The sequence below is a fragment of the Montanilutibacter psychrotolerans genome (assembly GCF_003719825.1).
GTDB classification, from domain to species: Bacteria; Pseudomonadota; Gammaproteobacteria; order Xanthomonadales; family Xanthomonadaceae; genus Montanilutibacter; species Montanilutibacter psychrotolerans.
The window spans coordinates 187,078-202,793 of record NZ_RIBS01000004.1; the positions used below are offsets into that span (position 1 = coordinate 187,078).

Here is a 15,716-nt window from a genome sequence, read left to right on the forward strand (position 1 = left end):
TGCTGGAACGTGCGCCGTGCGCCGACAACACGGATGGCGCTGTTCGATGTTCGATGGACAACGTCCACCCCAAGCCGACCGCGCCCGCGACGGCGTCGAATGATTGTGCTGCGCGCTGGCATCGGCATCGGTAGCGTGTCCGGACGCCGCGACGAGAACGATCTCGCTCAGATCACCCGCAACGTGATCGCCTTGAGCACAGCGCGCGTGCGATCGCGCGTGTCGAGCTTCTCGAGGATCACCGACACGTAGTTCTTGACCGTGCCCTCGGCCAGGAACATCGCGCGTGCGATCTCCTTGTTGGAGTAGCCGCCCGCCATCAGCCGCAGGATCGCCACTTCCTTGTCGCTGAAGCGTTCCCGTGGCGGGTCCTCGGTGTGGTAGCGGTAGCGCGCGCGCACCGCGTCGGTGCTGACCGGCTGCAGCAGCGTGCCACCGTCGGCGACGTGCACGATCGCCGCACGCAGGTCTTCCGGCGCGGCGTCCTTGAGCAGAAAGCCCTGCGCACCGGCTTCGGTCGCGCGCAGGAGGAGTTCGCTGTCGTCAAAGGTGGTGAGCAGCAACACCGGGGTGGTGTCGCCGCGGTCGCGCAGCCGTTGCAGCGCGTCGATGCCGTCGATGCCCGGCATGCGGATGTCGCTGAGCACCACGTCGACGGGTTGCCCGGCCAGTTGCGTCAGCAGCGCTTCGCCGTCGTCGGCCTCGAAGGCGATCGCGATGCCCTGGCGTTCGAGCAATGCGCGCAGGCCGGCGCGAACCAGGCCCTGGTCGTCGGCCAGCGCAATCCGGATTGGCGTCGCGCGCGGCGCGGTCATGCCGGGAGCCTCGCGTCGATCCGCATCGATCCCTTGGCGGTCAGCGTGAACGCCACCGTGCCGCCGGCGCCTTCAATGCGTTCGCGCATGCCCGTCAGCCCGTTGCCTTCGCGCAGCGCGTTACGCACGCGGCCATCGTCTTCGATGGCGAGCAGCAGCGCATCGCCTTCGCGCAGCAGCGACACCCGCAAGGTGTCCGCACCGGCGTGGCGGGCGGCGTTGGTCAGCGCCTCCTGCACGATGCGCAGGATCGCCTCGGCCAGGCACGGGTCGTCGACGCGAACGTCCTCGTCGACCTGCAATCGCAGCAGCGGCCTCGGCAACGGCGCGGCAAGGGCACGCAGCGCAGTGGCCAGGTCGAGCCCGCGACTGTCGCGCAACGCCTGGACCACGTTGCGGATGTCCCCGAGCAGTTCCGCCGACAGCTGTTGCGCCACGCGCACTTCGCTGCGCGCGGCCAGCTCGGGGTCCGTGGCGAGCGCGCGCAGGTTCAAGGTCATCGCGGTGAGCTTGTGCCCGGCGACATCGTGCAGCTCGCGCGCCACGCGCAGACGCTCGGCGTCGCGCGCGGCGTCGGCCAACAGCGCGCGCGTGGCCAGCAGGTCGGCGTTGACGCGGGCCAGCTGGTCGCGCGCCTGCTCGGCGGAACGTGCGTAGTGCGAGCACATCATCGCAAAGCCCTGGAAGCCGGCGTTGATCATCACCACCAGCATCGGCGAGGTCCAGTTGGCGTCGCGCAGGATCAGGTAGTAGGCGATGTCGGCCAGCAACGCGGCAACCAGCGTCACGCGCAGCGAGCGCTCAGCAGCCAACTGCGTGACCCAGATCACCAGAAGCACCTGCGCCGTGCCAGGACGCGGATCGAGCCAGATCAGCGTCAGCGCGGCAAGGGCTTCGAACAGCAACAGGGCATTGCGCAACCAGGGCCTGTCCGTCTGCAGCAGCTCGTGGACCACCAGAGCGAGCAGCCACGAGACCAGCAGCACCCAACCCAGCGCCTGGTGCTGGGCCATGAAGCGCATCGCCAACGCCACCGCCAGCCAGGTCAGCAGGCCGGCGATGAACAACGGGTCGAGCAGCAGTTTGCGAAGGCGTTCGATCATGCCGGCCATGCTGGGGCGGCGCGCGGTGCGTGGCAATGCCGTCGGGTCGGAAAGTGACTTCCGGCAGGTCGGATCGATGACTGGGGGCACTGCGGCGCATCCGGCCACGCGGACACGCTGTGCGCACCTTGCCACGGAGCCCTGACATGACCGCGTACCAGATGCTTGTCGCCTTCCACGGCGCGATCGGAGTCGTCGCGCTCGCCGCCTTCTGGGGCGCCGCCGCGCTGCGCAAGGGAAGCGTGCTGCACCGTCGGGTCGGACAGATCTACCTGATCGCGATGGCGGGCATCGTCGTCACCGCGTTGCCATTGGCGGCGGCGGCCTTCGCGCGCGGCAAGCCGGTGATTGGCGTGTTCCTGGCCTACCTGGTGGTCATCACCGCAACCGGCACGTGGAGCGCCTGGCGCGCGATCCGCGACAAGCACGATGTCGCGTGCTACACCGGCCCGGTCTACGTCGCGTTGGCGTGGCTGTCGTTGTTGTCGGGCGTGGGATCGCTCGCGTTCGGCATTCGCACCGGGATGCCGTTGCTGATCGGCTTCTCGGCCGTCGGACTGTTCACCGGGCAGGACATGCTGCGCAAGCGTCGCAATCGCGTCGCGTTCGGACAGCAACCGCGCTGGTGGCTGGTGGAGCACTACACGGCGATGCTGGGCAACGGCATTGCGACGCACATCGCGTTTCTTGGCATTGGCCTGCCGCGCCTGCTCCCGTCCATCAACGGCGAAGCCCTGCATTACTTATCGTGGTTTGGTCCGCTGGCCGTGGCGCTGGTGGCCAAGGTTCTGGTCGATCGCCGCTGGAAGCCGCGCCCGAAGGTAGGAGTAACGGCACGTGCCAGCACGGTCTGAGCTCGACCAACATGGACACCCCCACGAACACCCATTCAAGGAAATCCGATGCGCGCTTCGCAACCGTTCCTGTTGACCGTGGCATGGATGCTCGCCGGCATCGCCGGTTGCGCCAGCGCCAACGATCTTGCCTGCCATGCCGGCGCCTATCGACTGGTCGACGGGAGCGTGGTCGACGTGGCGGCGCGCGACGATGACGACGCCCTGCGCTGGCGTCTGCTCGATGGCCGCACCGGTCGCCTGACGCGCGGTGCGGACGGCGCTTGGACCAGCACCCTGGGCTGGACCAACCGCAACGATGGCGTGCAGGTCGACTTTGGCGAATGCGCCGCGGAGCAGATCCGGTTCGGTGGCCAGGCCGGCAAGAAGCTGGCGTTCGACGTCGTCGACACGCGGTTCGCCGGCGAAGGCGTGAGCCTGCGCGGCCGACTGGTGTTGCCGCGCGGCAACGGCCCGGTGCCCATCGTGATCGAAGTGCACGGTTCCGAACACAACTCGGCCGTGCGCGGCAATCACCGCCAGTACCGTTTCCCGGCGCACGGCATCGGCGTGTTCGTCTACGACAAGCGCGGCACTGGCGAGTCCAGCGGCCGTTACACCCAGGACTTCCACGTGCTTGCCGCCGATGCCACCGCGGCGATGGCCGAAGCCCGGCGGCTGGCCGGCGCACGGGCCGGGCGGATTGGCTTCGAGGGCGGTAGCCAGGGCGGCTGGATCGCGCCGCTGGCCGCCAACCGCGCCGGTGCCGATTTCGTCGTGGTCGGCTTCGGACTGGCAGAGAGCCCGCTGGCCGAGGACCGCGAGCAGGTGATCCTGGATCTGGCCACGGCCGGCTTCACCGCGCCGGACGTGCTGGCGAAAGCGCGCGAGATCACCGACGCCACCGGCGCAGTGGTTGCCTCGGGGTACCGCGACGGCTTCAAGCGCCTCGACGAGGTGCGCGCGCTGTACCGCAACGAGCCGTGGTACGCGGCGATGCGCGGCGAGTTCACCGGCGAGGTTCTGAGCCACCGCAACTGGATGTTGCGCATCGTCGGCCCCGTGCGCGACCCGGGCACGTCGTGGGACTACGATCCGATGCCGACCCTGCGGGGCGTGCAAGCGCCGCAACTGTGGGTGCTGGCCGGCGCGGATCGCGAGGCGCCGTCGATCGAGACGCAGCGCCGTTTGCTCTCGCTGACTGCCGAGGGTCGGCCGATCACCACCGTGATGTTCGCCAACACTGACCACGGCATCCTCGAGTTCGAGACCGATGCGCAGGGCCAGCGCTCGGAGACGCGCTTCGCGGACGGCTACTACCGCCTGCTCGTCGACTGGATCCACAACGGCAAGCTGGCGCCGCCGTACGGCAAGGCGTTGTGGCCAGCGGCAACAGACACGGCCGCTGACGCGGCGGCCGGCGCCGCGGCCAGCCGGTAATGCCCGGATGCCGGTGGCGACCGAGAGGTTTGCCACCGGCGTCGAAACCGGTCCCGGCGTGTGCGCCTACCGGGCCGTTCTTGGAATCAGGTGCGCCGACCTTGACCCGGCGCGGCGGCTTCAGACGTCGCCGTCGTTGAGCCAGCCCTCGCCGGTGCCGCGATTGAACACGGTGTCGGTCGCCAGCACCTCGCCGGCCGGGATCGAGTCCTGCTGCGCCAGCTTGGTGTAGATCGGCGTGAAGTCCGGCGTGGTCGACTCCATCAACTGCTCGTAACTGTCGATCACGAAGTAGGTCTTCTGGTAGGTGTCGATCCGGTAGCGCGTGCGCATGATCCGCTCGAGATCGAAGCCGATCCGGTTGGGTGCCTTCGATTCCAGGCAGTGGATCGATTCGCCCTTGCTCGACACGATGCCGCTGCCGTAGATGCGCAGGCCGTCGTCCTGGCGGATCAGGCCGAATTCGACCGTGTACCAGTACAGGCGCGTGAGATTGACCAGCGCTTCGGGGCCGATCGCATGCGCCTTGACGCCACCGCGGCCGTAGGCGGCCATGTAGTCGGCGAACACCGGGTTCATCAGCAGCGGCACGTGGCCAAACAGGTCGTGGAACAGGTCCGGCTCGCTGAGGTAGTCCAGCTGCTCGGGCTTGCGGATCCACCACGTCACCGGGAAACGGCGGTTGGCGAGATGGTCGAAGAAGGTGAGTTCGGGCAACAGCCCCTCGACGCCGACCAGCTCCCAGCCAGTGGCCTTTCGCAGCAGCTTGTTGAGGTCGTCGAACTTCGGGATGCGGTCGGGCGTCATGCCCATCGCCTGCTGCGTCGACAGGAACTCGTCGCTGGCACGCCCCACCAGGATCTCGCGCTGGCGCTTGAACAGCGTCGCCCAGACCGCATGGTCGGCGTCGCTGTAGGCGTCCCACGGTTGGTCAACCACGGCGGTCGTGTAGACCGGCACATAGCCCTTGTCGGTGAGCTGGTGTTCGACGCGGTTGGGCGTGGTGGTGTTCATGGCGGCTCCGGGGTCGACGGCTGCCTTCCGTTGCAAGCGGGGACGGGCCAGGGGCTGGGTTCGCAGGTGGCGCAGTGACTGCGCCCGCGCCGGTCAAGCCGGCCAGAACGAATGTAGCCCGCTTGGCGCGCAACAAGCTTGCGTTATTGCGCCAGATTGCGGGTCTGGCGCATGATTCTTGCTTGTTCAGCGAGTTGATCGCACGAAATGCCCGCAGTTGACCTCGATCGCACCGACCTGTTGCTGCTTGCGCAGCTGCAACGCGGTGGCCGCCTCACCAACGCCGAGCTGGCCGAACGCGTGCACCTGTCAGCGTCGGCCTGTCTGCGGCGCGTCCAGCGGCTCGAGCGTGAGGGGGTGATCGCCGGCTACAGCGCGCAGGTCGATCCCGAGCGCATTGGCCTGGGCCTGCAGGCGTTCGTGCGCGTGCAGCTCGCGCACCACGACGCCGATGCGATCGCCGCGTTCACCGCGTTCGTGAACCAGTGGGACGAGGTGATCGCCTGCCACGCCCTGACCGGCGACATGGACTACCTGCTGCAGATCGCGGTGAGCGATCTGGAGCACTTCTCGCGCTTCCTGCTCGACCGCCTGCTCAACCAGGCCGGCGTCGCCGACGTCAATTCCAGCTTCGTGCTGCGAACCGTCAAGGCGTTCCGCGGTCTGCCACTGCCGGCGCGCTGAGCGCGACGGGTTGGATCGCAATGCACCGTGCCCAGGACGGGCACGGTGCGCGGCATCGCGACGACGTCAGAAGTTGTTGTCGCCGTCGAGCAGACGGCCCAGGCCGCCAAGCACCGAGCCTTCGCCACGGTTCTGGCCGCCGGCCTGCGGCGCGGCCGCGAGCATGCGTCCGGCCATGCGCGAGAACGGCAACGACTGCAGCCAGACCTTGCCCGGCCCGGTCAGGGTGGCCAGGAACACGCCTTCACCACCGAACAGCATGCTCTTGATGCCACCGACCGCCTGCACGTCCATGCTGACGGTGTCGTGGTAGGCCATCACGCAGCCGGTGTCGACGTCGATGCGCTCGCCGGCCTTGAGTTCGCGTTCGACCAGCGTGCCGCCGGCGTGCACGAACACCCAGCCGTCGCCTTCGAGCTTCTGCATGATGAAGCCTTCGCCGCCGAACAGGCCGGTGAGGATCTTGCGCTGCAGGTGGATGCCCACCGACACGCCGCGCGCGCCGGCCAGGAAGCTGTCCTTCTGGCAGATCAGGCGGCCGCCGTGCTCGCTGAGGTTCATCGCCAGCACCGTGCCCGGATACGGCGCGGCGAACGCGACCTTGGCCTTGCCGGTGCCCTGGTGGGTGAACATCGTGGTGAACAGGCTCTCGCCGGTCAGCACGCGCTTGCCGGCCGACAGCAGCTTGCCCATGAAACCGCCACCGCCCTGGCCGCTGCTGGAGCCGTCGCCGAACACCGTGTCCATCTGCACGCTGGCGTCCTTGTACATCAGCGCACCGGCCTCGGCGATCGCGCTTTCGCCCGGGTCGAGTTCGACTTCGACGAAGGGCATGTCGTTGCCGACGATGCGGTAGTCGATCTCGTCGCTGCGGCCGCGTGGCTTGGCACCGCCCGGAATCGGCGGAAGGACCGGCGGCGGCATGTCGGTGTGGGCGCTGGCGAACTCGGGCATCGCCCGCACCGGCTGCCAGCCGCCGAGGCCTTCGCGCCAGCACTGGTCGCCGGGGTTGCGCTGCGCGTGCGCCTGGGCGGCGTCCTCGTCGAGCGGGCCGACGCGGTTGCCCGTGCCGGGCGAGACGAAATACCACTGGATCATGACGACGTTCCTTGCTGTGCTGGGTAATGGCCGCACGGAATACCACGGGATCGCCGCAGCGTCATGGGTGGAAGGTGAGGGTGGTCGATGGCTACACCGGCCGCGGACGCGGAATCGCTAGCGTTGGGTGTCCGGCGTGTCGGGGACGGTACCGCCGTACCCCGCGGTGGCCACCCAGGCGGGGCGCTGTGGGGCGTCGGCCACTCGCGCGCCAGTGCGGGCGACCAACCGTGCCAGGCGCTCCGCGTCGGGCCAATGGATGGCCTGGTCCGGCCCGTCGTCCACGTCGTGGTAGCGCTGGCCGAGAAAGCGCGTGAATCCGGCGCGCGCGTCCTCGCGCCAGCTGCTCGCGTCGACGCCCCCGAACAGGTAGAGCGCCGGGATGCCGGCGCGCGCGAACGCGTGCTGGTCGCTGCGCTGGAACATCGCGTACTGGGGCAGCGGATCGGCACTCACAGACACGTCGAGCTCGCGTGCCGCGTCGTGCAGGGGCTGCCGCAGGTCCGACAGCGCCGCGCCGGCGACGCCCACGTCGTCGGTCGCCACGGCCAGCACCGGCATGTCGAGGTTGAGGTTGGAGATCAACGCGCCCCGTGGCGCGGCCCGAACGAACCAGCGGGCACCCAGCAGGCCCTGCTCCTCGCCGGTGGTGGCCAGGAACAACACCGAGCGGCGTGGGCGATGCGGTTGGGTTGCCAGCACACGCGCGCTTTCCAGCATCACCGCAACGCCCAGTGCGTTGTCGACCGCTCCGCCGTGGATGCGACCGCCGGCGATGCCCAGGTGATCCAGGTGCGCGCTCAGGACCACGTGCTCGTCGTTCAGCCCGGGGTCGCTGCCGCGCAGGCGCCCGACGACGTTGTGCGACTGCACGCGGTCGATGGCGTTGCGTGCGGAAAGTCGCAGCGTGCCGGGCAGGGGGAAGGCGCGCACGCGGCCGTCGCGGCCGGCCTGAAACAGCGTGGCAGCATCGGTGCCGCTGCCTGCCAGCACCGCGTCGGCGGCGCCGGCACGCACCACCGCGACCACCCGCAACCCCGGCAGGCTGTCGAGCCCGCGGTCGTCGCGACCGCGCAGCTGCATCGCCGGCTCGTGCCAATGCGCGGCGATGCGCGACCACGGCCACGCGCGCTCGTCGTCGTCGCGGCGCAGGAACACCGCGCCGACCGCGCCGTGCCGAGCGGCTTCGCGCAGCTTGGCCTGGCGCGAGGCGTGCAAGGCGTCGCTGACCGGATCCAGGCCGACGGGAGCGCCGTCGAGCAGCACCGCGATGCGCCCGCGCAGGTCCAGCCCGGCGTAGTCGTCGCGACCCGCGACACGCACGCCGTGACCAACGAACACCGCCGGGGCTTCGACCTGTGCGACGGCGTGGTCGACGCTGGGCTCGGGCAGGAAATCCGACTGCCAGCGCAACGCGCGGTCGCGGCCGTCGCGACGCACGCGCAGCTCGCCGCCGTGTTCGATCCGCGTCGCGCGCAGCAAGGGCACCGCCTGCAACCAGCCACCGGCATCGCCCGCCGGTTCCAGGCCCAGCGCCTGCATGCGCCGAACGACGTGATCGGCCGCGCCCTCGAACCCGCGACTGGCGGTCAGGCGGCCTTCGAAGCGGTCGTGCGACAGCGCGCGTACGTCGGCCTCGATGCGTGCCGCGCCGGCTTGCTGTTGCGCGGTGGGCGCGCGCGAGCAGGCGAGCGGCAGCAGCAACAGGAGTGCCGTTAAAAGCGGCGATGGCAGGCAGCGGTAGTGCATCGGCGCAGGGTAGCGGACGACGCCCGCTGGACGCGCCACAATCGACGCCCACCACCACGCCCTGGACACCATGGCCGCGCCATCGCCATCGCCATCGCCATCGCCATCCGCAAACGCCGCCATCGCCACGACGCCTTCGAGGCGCGAGGCCGGCCTGATGGCGGCGATCGTCATCGCCGCGCTGCTGTGGTCGGCCATTGCGCCGACCGACCGGCTGACCTGGCTGCTGGAGGTGGTGTGGGTGCTGGTCGGCTTGCCGCTGGTGGTGCTGGCCGCGCGCGGCACGTTCGGCGCGGCGTTCCCGCTGTCGCGATTGCTGTGCTGGCTGCTGGTCGCGCACGCGCTGGTGCTGATCTACGGCGGCGCCTACACCTACGCGCAGACGCCGCTGGGTTTCTCGCTGCGGGACCTGTTCGGTTTCGAGCGCAATCCCTGGGATCGCGTCGGGCACTTCATGCAGGGCTTCGTGCCGGCGATTCTCGCCCGCGAACTGTTGCTTCGTTGCACGCCCCTGCGTCGCGGCGGCTGGTTGGTCTACCTGGTGCTGGCCGCCGCGTTGAGCTTCAGTGCCCTGTTCGAACTCATCGAGTGGTGGGCCGCGTTGGCCTTTGGCGCCGATGCCGATGCTTTCCTGGCCACCCAGGGCGATGTCTGGGACACGCAGTGGGACATGTTTCTGTGCCTGTGCGGCGCGGCATTGTCGTTGCTGCTGTGGTCGCGCGTGCACGACCGCCAACTTGGCGCAGCCGCGCCGACGGAGCCCGCCCGCTAGGCGCGCAACCGACCGCGTTGTTCTTGCCGATGGTGATGCGGGACGTGGGAACGCACCTCGCCGTGCGTCCCGAATGCAGAACCTGCTGGGAGCCGTTAGCCAGCGCGGGAAAACTCAATCGCGTCGCTGTCCACGGCGCGGATTTCCACCCCGAAGCTGGAGATGTCCGGCAACGTGGCGTTGTGGTGCGCGCGAATGCGTGCCGCGTCCAGGTGGGGTTTGTCGTGCGTCGTGTGGGCGTCGGCGGCCAGGGTCACGGGAAAGCCCAGCGCGGCCGCACGCCGGGCGGTAGTGTCGACGCAGAACTCGCTCGCGTAACCGCACAGCACCAGCCGGTCGACGGCGAGTGCTTGAAGCAGGTCGGCCAGCCCGGTGCGCAGAAACGCGTCGGGCGTGGTCTTGCGCACAACGTAGTCGCGCGGGCTCTGCCGCAGGCTGGATTCCAGCGACCAGCCATTGCTGCCGAACGCGAGCGGGCTGCCGTCGCGCTCGTGTTGCACGAACACCACCGGCGCGCCGGCTGCGCGCGCCCGGTCGGCCAGCCCGTTGATCCGGGCGACCACCGCGTCGGCCTCGAACGGCGGCGGCCGGGTGTCGAACAGACCGCGTTGCACATCGATCACCACCAGCGCGGCGGTGCCCGTGTCGATGGCGTTCATGGCGCTTCGGCCTCGGTCGCCGTCGGCGCAGCGGCCGTCGTTCCCAGGTCGATCGCCGCACCGACGCGCGGCTGTACGCGCAGCAGCGAATACTCCCATCGGCCCGCGCGCTTGCGGCCTTCGATGGTCAGCGTCGCCTTGCCTTTGGGACCGAGCAGCGGCACGGACAACACTGCCTCGCCGCTTGCGCCGCTGACCTCGATGTTGCCCGAGACCAGGTAGCCGGCCTCGATCGGTCGACCGAGTGCGGCCTCCACGGCCGGGCTGCTGCGCGCCGCGGCGAGTCCGTCACGGTAGGGGTCACTGCTTTTGATCATCGAGAACACGAACCCGACGATGGCCAACGCAAAGGCGACCAACAATCCCAACGCAAGCACCAGCCCGACGGCGAGCAGCCACTTCCAGTTGCGACGTGCCCAGCCGGGCGGCGCGGGGTGCGACATGGCGTGCTCCTGATTCGGGTGACGATGCTGCCGAGTCTAGCGCCGCGCCTGAAGCCGGGCCGCGTGATCGGAACAGCGCAGCCCGTCGAGACACCGGCCGTCTCATCAGTACGCCCGAACTCGCACCATCGCGGTTGCCGCCGCCCGGTATCCTTTCCGCGTGAATCGCAGCGCATCGCCACCGCCTTCCTTCCCGATCGACGAACTGCTGCCGCGGATCCGCGACAGCTTGGCGGCGCACCCGCGCCTGGTGCTGGAAGCGCCGCCCGGTGCAGGCAAGACCACCCAGGTGCCGCCGGCGCTGCTCGACGCACCGTGGCTGGCGGGCCAGCGGATCGTGATGCTCGAACCGCGGCGTGTCGCCGCGCGTGCGGCGGCCACGTTCATGGCCGGCCAGCGCGGCGAGCCGGTCGGCGAAACCGTCGGCTACCGCATCCGGTTTGAGAACAAGGTGTCCGCGCGTACCCGCATTGAGGTGGTCACCGAGGGCATCCTGACCCGGATGATCCAGGACGACCCGATGCTCGAGGGCATCGGCGCCCTGCTGTTCGACGAATTCCACGAACGTCACCTCGCTGCCGACCTCGGCCTGGCGCTCGCGCTGGACGTGCAGGCCGGATTGCGCGAGGACCTTCGCATCGTGGTGATGTCGGCAACCCTGGATGGCGAACGGCTGGCGAACTTCCTGGATGCGCCGCGCCTGAGCAGCGCCGGGCGCGCGTTTCCGGTGGAGGTTGCGCACTTCCCCGCGCGCCGCGACGAAGCGCTGGAGGCGCAGACCCGGCGTGCGGTCGAACACGCGCTGGCTGCGCATCCCGGCGACGTGCTGGTGTTCCTGCCCGGACAGCGCGAGATAGCGCGCGTCGAGGCGGCGCTGGGCCAGGCCCTGCCCGCGCCCGCGCCGGCCGTTCTGACGCTGCACGGCGAGCTGCCCGTCGAGCAGCAATCGCAGGTGCTGCAACCCGACCCGCAAGGCCGGCGCCGCGTGGTGCTGGCCACCAACGTCGCCGAATCCAGCGTGACCCTGCCCGGCGTGCGTGTGGTGATCGACAGCGGCCTTGCGCGTGAGCCGCGCTACGACCCGAACAGCGGATTCGCGCGGCTCGACGTGGTGCACGTCGCGCAGTCCTCGGCCGACCAACGCGCCGGCCGCGCCGGGCGCATCGCCGACGGATGGGCGTACCGGCTGTGGCCGCAATCCCAGCGCCTGGAGCCGCAGCGGCGGCCCGAGATCGCCCAGGTCGAGCTGGCCGGTCTGGCGCTCGAGCTGGCCGCCTGGGGCAACGTGGCGCTGCCGTTTGTCGATGCGCCTCCACCGGGGGCGCTGGCGGCCGCACGCGACCTGCTGCAGCGGCTGGGTGCGGTGGATGGCGCGGTGATCAACGCGTTCGGCAAACGCATGCTCGCACTCGGCACGCACCCACGATTGGCGGCGATGTTGCTGGCGCCCCGCGGTGACGACGAGAAGGCGTTGGCCTGCGACCTGGCGGCCCTGGTCGAGGCGCGCGACCCGTTGCGTTCGCGCAGCGATGCGTTGGCCGAGCGTTGGCAAGCGCTGGCGGCGTTCCGCCGTGGACGCGTCTCCGCCGATGCCTCGCGTTCGGGTCTGGCCGCGCTGGACCAGGCCGCGCGCCAGTGGCGGCGACGCCTGCGCGTGGACACCGCACCGGCCGACAGCGTGCCCGCGCACGCACTGGGCGATCTGCTGCTGCACGCGTTTCCGGACCGCATCGCGCGCCAGCACCCCTCCGACCCCTTCCGCTACCAGCTGGCCAACGGTCGCAGCGCCAAGCTGTTTGACGACAGCGCGCTGTACGGCGAGCCGTGGCTGGTGATCAGCGAGTTGCGCGACGACCCGCGCGACGCCCGCGTGCTGCGTGCGGCACCGCTGGACGAGGCACGCCTGCGCCGCGATTTCCCGCAGCGTTTCACCAGCGAGGACCGCGTGGTCTGGGATGCCGGCGCCCGTCGCATCGCCGCGCAGCGCGAGAGCCGCTTCGACCGCATCGTGCTGGACACGCGCGCGTTGGCAAAGCCCGACCCGTCGCGCTTTGCCGACGCCCTGGTCGACGCGGTGCATCAACTCGGCCTGGACGCGCTGCCGTGGACCGAGCCGCTGTCGCAATGGCGAGCGCGGGTGCGCTGCCTGCGCGCATGGCTGGGCGAACTGGACGGCCTGCCGGACCTGTCCGATGCCGCGCTGCTGGCGTCGCTGGACCGCTGGCTCAAGCCGGCGCTGGCCGGCAAGACTCGCCTGGACGCGCTCGACGAGGGCGCGTTTTCGGAAGCGTTGAAGTCCGGGATGGAATGGTCGCTGCGGCAGCGCATCGACGCGCTGGCACCGACCCGCATCAGCGTGCCCTCGGGGCTCGAGCGGCGAATCGAGTACGGCTTCGACGACCACGCCGACGACGGCCGTGGCGCGCCGATGCCGCCCGTGCTGGCGGTGAAGTTGCAGGAACTGTTCGGCCTGGCGGACACGCCACGGATTGCCGATGGCCGGGTGCCGCTGACCCTGCATCTGCTGTCGCCGGGTGGCAAGCCGCTGCAGATCACGCAGGACCTGCGCGGCTTCTGGGATCGCACCTATCCGGAAGTAAAGAAGGAAATGAAGGGCCGATACCCGCGTCACCCCTGGCCCGAGGACCCCTGGAGCGCCACCGCGACACACCGGGCCAAGCCGCGCGGGACATGACTGCGCAGGACCTGAGCGCGCAGGACTAAACCGTTCGGGACCGGGCGGCCCGGCGCGCGCTCCGCACCGATGACCGCCGTCCCGCTGCGCGACCGCCGCGCGCGCCGGTGCGGTGACCCTCACTCGTGCCTCTGGGATGTCGCCATCGTCCGTCATCGGCACACGCTGCCGTGCTGGCCATCCGGTCCGGCGAAACCGGCAGCCAGCGCGACGGCGCCCCATCCGCTGCACACAATGATCGCGATGACGGAGCGATGGCGACATGGAGGAGATGATCCCGACGCGTTGGCGATCACGGTATCGGTGAACCGGGCGATCGCGTGTCGGGCATCCCCGTGGCGAGCGTTCGGATTTTCGGGCGCCAAGGTCGGTGCCGCCGAAGTCACGGAAACGCCGGCTGTTGCGTCGCGCGAGCGCTCACTACACTGCGCCGATGCCCTCCTCGCCCCTGCACGATCCCGCCTTCCTGCCCTTCAAGCTCGATCCGGTGACGCGCCGCGTGCTGTGGCTGCGCGTGGACCCGCGCTGGCGCCGCGAGGCGGCTTTCCTCGACGAACGCGCCCTGCCGGCCGATGCCGAAGGTGGCTGGCTCGGGTTCGACAGCCTGCTGGATGTGCCGTTACCGCGCGCGCGCGCGGCCGACGCGATCTTCCACATCGGCCATTGCGGTTCGACCCTGCTGAGCCGGCTGCTGGACAGCTGGGACGACGTGCAGGGCCTGCGCGAGCCGTTGCCGTTGCGCACGCTGGCCGACGCCTGGCCCCTCCTGAGGCAACCGCAATCGCGGATCGCACCCGATCAGGCGCCGCGATTGCTGCGCGCGTTGTGGGCGGCGTGGTCGCTGGCGCCTGCGCCGCGATCGCGCTGCGTGGTCAAGGCGACCAGCAGCTGCAACGCGCTGGCGGCGTCGGTGCTGGCGATGCACGCGACGTCGCGCGCGGTGCTGCTCGACATGCCGCTGCGACCGTACCTGGCGACGTTGCTGAAATCGCCGAACTCGGTACTCGATGCCGCCAACGCGGCAGCCGACCGTCTGCAGGTGCTGCACGACCACGGCGTCGGCGACGACCTTGCCTTGCATGCGCTGTCGCTTCCCCAGCAGTGCGCGATGGGTTGGCTCGCCGAGCGACTGCGCTTCGATGCGCTGGCTCGCGGCGAACACGGCGATCGCGTGCTGCGGGTGGATTTCGAGGCGTTGCTGGCCGATCCCCGCGCAGTCCTGACGGCATTGGCCGAACACCTGTCGTTGGACCCGCTCGGCGTCGACGCGGCAATGGCCTCACCGGCCTGGGGGCGCTATTCCAAGTCGCAGGACCACGGCTATGGCCGCGACGATCGCGCACACGACCTGCACCTGGCGTACGAGCGACACCGCGCCGACATCGACGCCGGACTGGCGTGGGTGAGCGCGCGGCTGCAACGCCATCCGTCGTTGCTGGCCGTGGCAGGTGAGCGGCAAGCGGGGGAGGCGTAACCGAAGCGTCGAGTTGCGGGCGATGGCCTGCTCGACGTCTCTCTCCGTCCCACCCCTCGCCACGCCAACCGTTCATTCGGCGCGGGCGCAACACACCAAGCGCTGCGTCGCAGCGCCCCCGCTGATCACGGCTGACACCGGCTGATGTCGATCACGTGGTGCGCGGTCGAGCCGGCAGCATGCGGCACGCCGCGCAAGGCATGCTCGTTCTACGGCAGGCCTGCTTTCACGTGTCGGCCCACATCCGGAACAGGTTGGTGCGCAGCGATTCCAGCAGCACCTGCAGGCGCGGGTCGCCCGGTGCCGCGCCGCGCACGGCGATGGCGCGGGCTTCGTCCAGCTGCACCAACAGCTCGCGTTGCGCCGCGTCGGCAATCCAGCTGTGCAGCCAGGTGATCGCCGCCAGGCGCACGCCGCGTGTCACCGGAGCGACGCGGTGGATGGTCGTCGACGGGTAGAGGATCGCGCTGCCGGGTTCGAGCTTGTACGACAGCTCCTGGCCGCCCAGTTCGATGCTGAGTTCGCCGCCGTCGTAATCGACCGGGGCGTTGAGGAAGATCGTGCACGACAGGTCGCTGCGGATCGGCGGGCTGGATGGGAACAGCGCTTCGTCGACGTGCCAGCCGTAGTCCATGCCCGGCTCGTAGCGCACCACCGTGGTGCGCGCCATCGTGCGTGGCTGCGCGTAGATGCGCAGGTCGGGGTGGCGCACCAGCGCGTCGCGCGCGATCTGGGCGATGCGCGCGTTGGCCGGGTCGTCCTGCGGCGCCTGCAGATTGTGCTTGACGGTGGAATCGGGGTTGGTGATGCGGCCATCGCCGAAGCGCACCTGCGGCAGCAGTTCGCGCACCGCTTGCAGCTCGGCGGGGCCCAGAACGTTCGGCAGCACACGGATCATCGGCAACTCGGCTGGCAGGCGGGGACAGCGCCGATGATC

Annotated in this window: 13 protein-coding genes and 1 pseudogene; 6 read left to right on the forward strand and 8 right to left on the reverse strand. The window is 70.0% G+C overall.

Features of this window, described 5'->3' with window-relative positions; translation table 11 throughout:
- Nucleotides 1-167: 167 nt before the first annotated feature.
- Together EER27_RS09970 and EER27_RS09975 are read right to left on the reverse strand one after the other, a co-directional pair.
- Complete coding sequence (locus EER27_RS09970) at nt 168-815, reverse strand: response regulator transcription factor (RefSeq protein ID WP_123087955.1); 648 nt, start codon at nt 813-815, stop codon at nt 168-170.
- A pseudogene (locus EER27_RS09975) lies at nt 812-2,018 on the reverse strand (sensor histidine kinase). The gene EER27_RS09970 and the pseudogene EER27_RS09975 overlap by 4 nt, the downstream one beginning before the upstream one ends.
- Nucleotides 2,019-2,064: 46 nt before the next feature.
- Between EER27_RS09975 and EER27_RS09980 the strand changes: the two are divergent.
- Together EER27_RS09980 and EER27_RS09985 are read left to right on the forward strand one after the other, a co-directional pair.
- A complete protein-coding gene (locus tag EER27_RS09980; protein ID WP_123087956.1) occupies nt 2,065-2,772 on the forward strand; it encodes a hypothetical protein in 708 nt (235 codons plus the stop codon).
- A 48-nt stretch (nt 2,773-2,820) separates the two neighbouring features.
- A complete protein-coding gene (locus EER27_RS09985; protein ID WP_123087957.1) occupies nt 2,821-4,191 on the forward strand; it encodes an alpha/beta hydrolase family protein in 1,371 nt (456 codons plus the stop codon).
- Nucleotides 4,192-4,311: 120 nt separating this feature from the next.
- On the opposite strand, the gene phhA is transcribed toward EER27_RS09985, so the two are convergent.
- The gene (phhA, locus tag EER27_RS09990; protein ID WP_123087958.1) at nt 4,312-5,205 is read right to left on the reverse strand and encodes a phenylalanine 4-monooxygenase; all 894 of its coding nucleotides are present in this window, start codon (nt 5,203-5,205) and stop codon (nt 4,312-4,314) included.
- A 207-nt stretch (nt 5,206-5,412) separates the two neighbouring features.
- On the opposite strand from phhA, the gene EER27_RS09995 reads away from it, so the two are divergent.
- Nucleotides 5,413-5,889 (forward strand): Lrp/AsnC family transcriptional regulator, encoded by a 477-nt coding sequence (locus EER27_RS09995; RefSeq protein ID WP_123087959.1) that lies wholly within the window; start codon nt 5,413-5,415, stop codon nt 5,887-5,889.
- Nucleotides 5,890-5,955: 66 nt separating this feature from the next.
- Here the strand turns inward: EER27_RS09995 and EER27_RS10000 are convergent, their stop codons facing one another.
- Together EER27_RS10000 and EER27_RS10005 are read right to left on the reverse strand one after the other, a co-directional pair.
- Nucleotides 5,956-6,987: a TIGR00266 family protein gene (locus EER27_RS10000; RefSeq protein WP_123087960.1), complete on the reverse strand. Its 1,032-nt coding sequence runs from the start codon at nt 6,985-6,987 to the stop codon at nt 5,956-5,958.
- Between the two features lie 117 nt (nt 6,988-7,104).
- Complete coding sequence (locus EER27_RS10005; protein WP_223807268.1) at nt 7,105-8,934, reverse strand: M20/M25/M40 family metallo-hydrolase; 1,830 nt, start codon at nt 8,932-8,934, stop codon at nt 7,105-7,107.
- Between EER27_RS10005 and EER27_RS10010 the strand changes: the two genes are divergently transcribed.
- Nucleotides 8,894-9,508 carry a DUF2238 domain-containing protein gene (locus EER27_RS10010; protein ID WP_223807269.1) on the forward strand — a complete coding sequence of 205 codons (615 nt, stop codon included), beginning with the start codon at nt 8,894-8,896 and terminating at the stop codon, nt 9,506-9,508. The genes EER27_RS10005 and EER27_RS10010 overlap by 41 nt on opposite strands.
- 95 nt (nt 9,509-9,603) lie before the next feature.
- Here the strand turns inward: EER27_RS10010 and EER27_RS10015 are convergent, their stop codons facing one another.
- The gene (locus EER27_RS10015; protein WP_123087962.1) at nt 9,604-10,167 is read right to left on the reverse strand and encodes a cysteine hydrolase family protein; all 564 of its coding nucleotides are present in this window, start codon (nt 10,165-10,167) and stop codon (nt 9,604-9,606) included.
- Entirely contained in the window at nt 10,164-10,610 is a 447-nt protein-coding gene (locus EER27_RS10020) for a cytochrome c oxidase assembly factor Coa1 family protein (RefSeq protein WP_123087963.1), read from the reverse strand. Before EER27_RS10020 ends, EER27_RS10015 begins: the two co-directional genes overlap by 4 nt.
- A 160-nt stretch (nt 10,611-10,770) precedes the next feature.
- Here EER27_RS10020 and hrpB point away from each other — a divergent pair, with 160 nt between their 5' ends.
- Nucleotides 10,771-13,305 carry an ATP-dependent helicase HrpB gene (gene hrpB, locus EER27_RS10025; protein ID WP_123087964.1) on the forward strand — a complete coding sequence of 845 codons (2,535 nt, stop codon included), beginning with the start codon at nt 10,771-10,773 and terminating at the stop codon, nt 13,303-13,305.
- Between the two features lie 433 nt (nt 13,306-13,738).
- The gene (locus EER27_RS10030) at nt 13,739-14,779 is read left to right on the forward strand and encodes a sulfotransferase family protein (protein WP_123087965.1); all 1,041 of its coding nucleotides are present in this window, start codon (nt 13,739-13,741) and stop codon (nt 14,777-14,779) included.
- Nucleotides 14,780-15,005: 226 nt separating this feature from the next.
- On the opposite strand, the gene EER27_RS10035 is transcribed toward EER27_RS10030, so the two are convergent.
- Entirely contained in the window at nt 15,006-15,677 is a 672-nt protein-coding gene (locus EER27_RS10035; protein WP_123087966.1) for a Fe2+-dependent dioxygenase, read from the reverse strand.
- Nucleotides 15,678-15,716: the final 39 nt, after the last annotated feature.

Bases quoted from the DNA above. Each gene is read 5' to 3' on its own strand.
- EER27_RS09970 (WP_123087955.1), bottom strand. From the start codon at position 815: ATGACCGCGCCGCGCGCGACGCCAATCCGGATTGCGCTGGCCGACGAC.
- EER27_RS09980 (WP_123087956.1), top strand. From the start codon at position 2,065: ATGACCGCGTACCAGATGCTTGTCGCCTTCCACGGCGCGATCGGAGTC.
- EER27_RS09985 (WP_123087957.1), top strand. From the start codon at position 2,821: ATGCGCGCTTCGCAACCGTTCCTGTTGACCGTGGCATGGATGCTCGCC.
- phhA (WP_123087958.1), bottom strand. From the start codon at position 5,205: ATGAACACCACCACGCCCAACCGCGTCGAACACCAGCTCACCGACAAG.
- EER27_RS09995 (WP_123087959.1), top strand. From the start codon at position 5,413: ATGCCCGCAGTTGACCTCGATCGCACCGACCTGTTGCTGCTTGCGCAG.
- EER27_RS10000 (WP_123087960.1), bottom strand. From the start codon at position 6,987: ATGATCCAGTGGTATTTCGTCTCGCCCGGCACGGGCAACCGCGTCGGC.
- EER27_RS10010 (WP_223807269.1), top strand. From the start codon at position 8,894: ATGGCGGCGATCGTCATCGCCGCGCTGCTGTGGTCGGCCATTGCGCCG.
- EER27_RS10005 (WP_223807268.1), bottom strand. From the start codon at position 8,934: ATGGCCGACCACAGCAGCGCGGCGATGACGATCGCCGCCATCAGGCCG.
- EER27_RS10015 (WP_123087962.1), bottom strand. From the start codon at position 10,167: ATGAACGCCATCGACACGGGCACCGCCGCGCTGGTGGTGATCGATGTG.
- EER27_RS10020 (WP_123087963.1), bottom strand. From the start codon at position 10,610: ATGTCGCACCCCGCGCCGCCCGGCTGGGCACGTCGCAACTGGAAGTGG.
- EER27_RS10030 (WP_123087965.1), top strand. From the start codon at position 13,739: ATGCCCTCCTCGCCCCTGCACGATCCCGCCTTCCTGCCCTTCAAGCTC.
- EER27_RS10035 (WP_123087966.1), bottom strand. From the start codon at position 15,677: ATGATCCGTGTGCTGCCGAACGTTCTGGGCCCCGCCGAGCTGCAAGCG.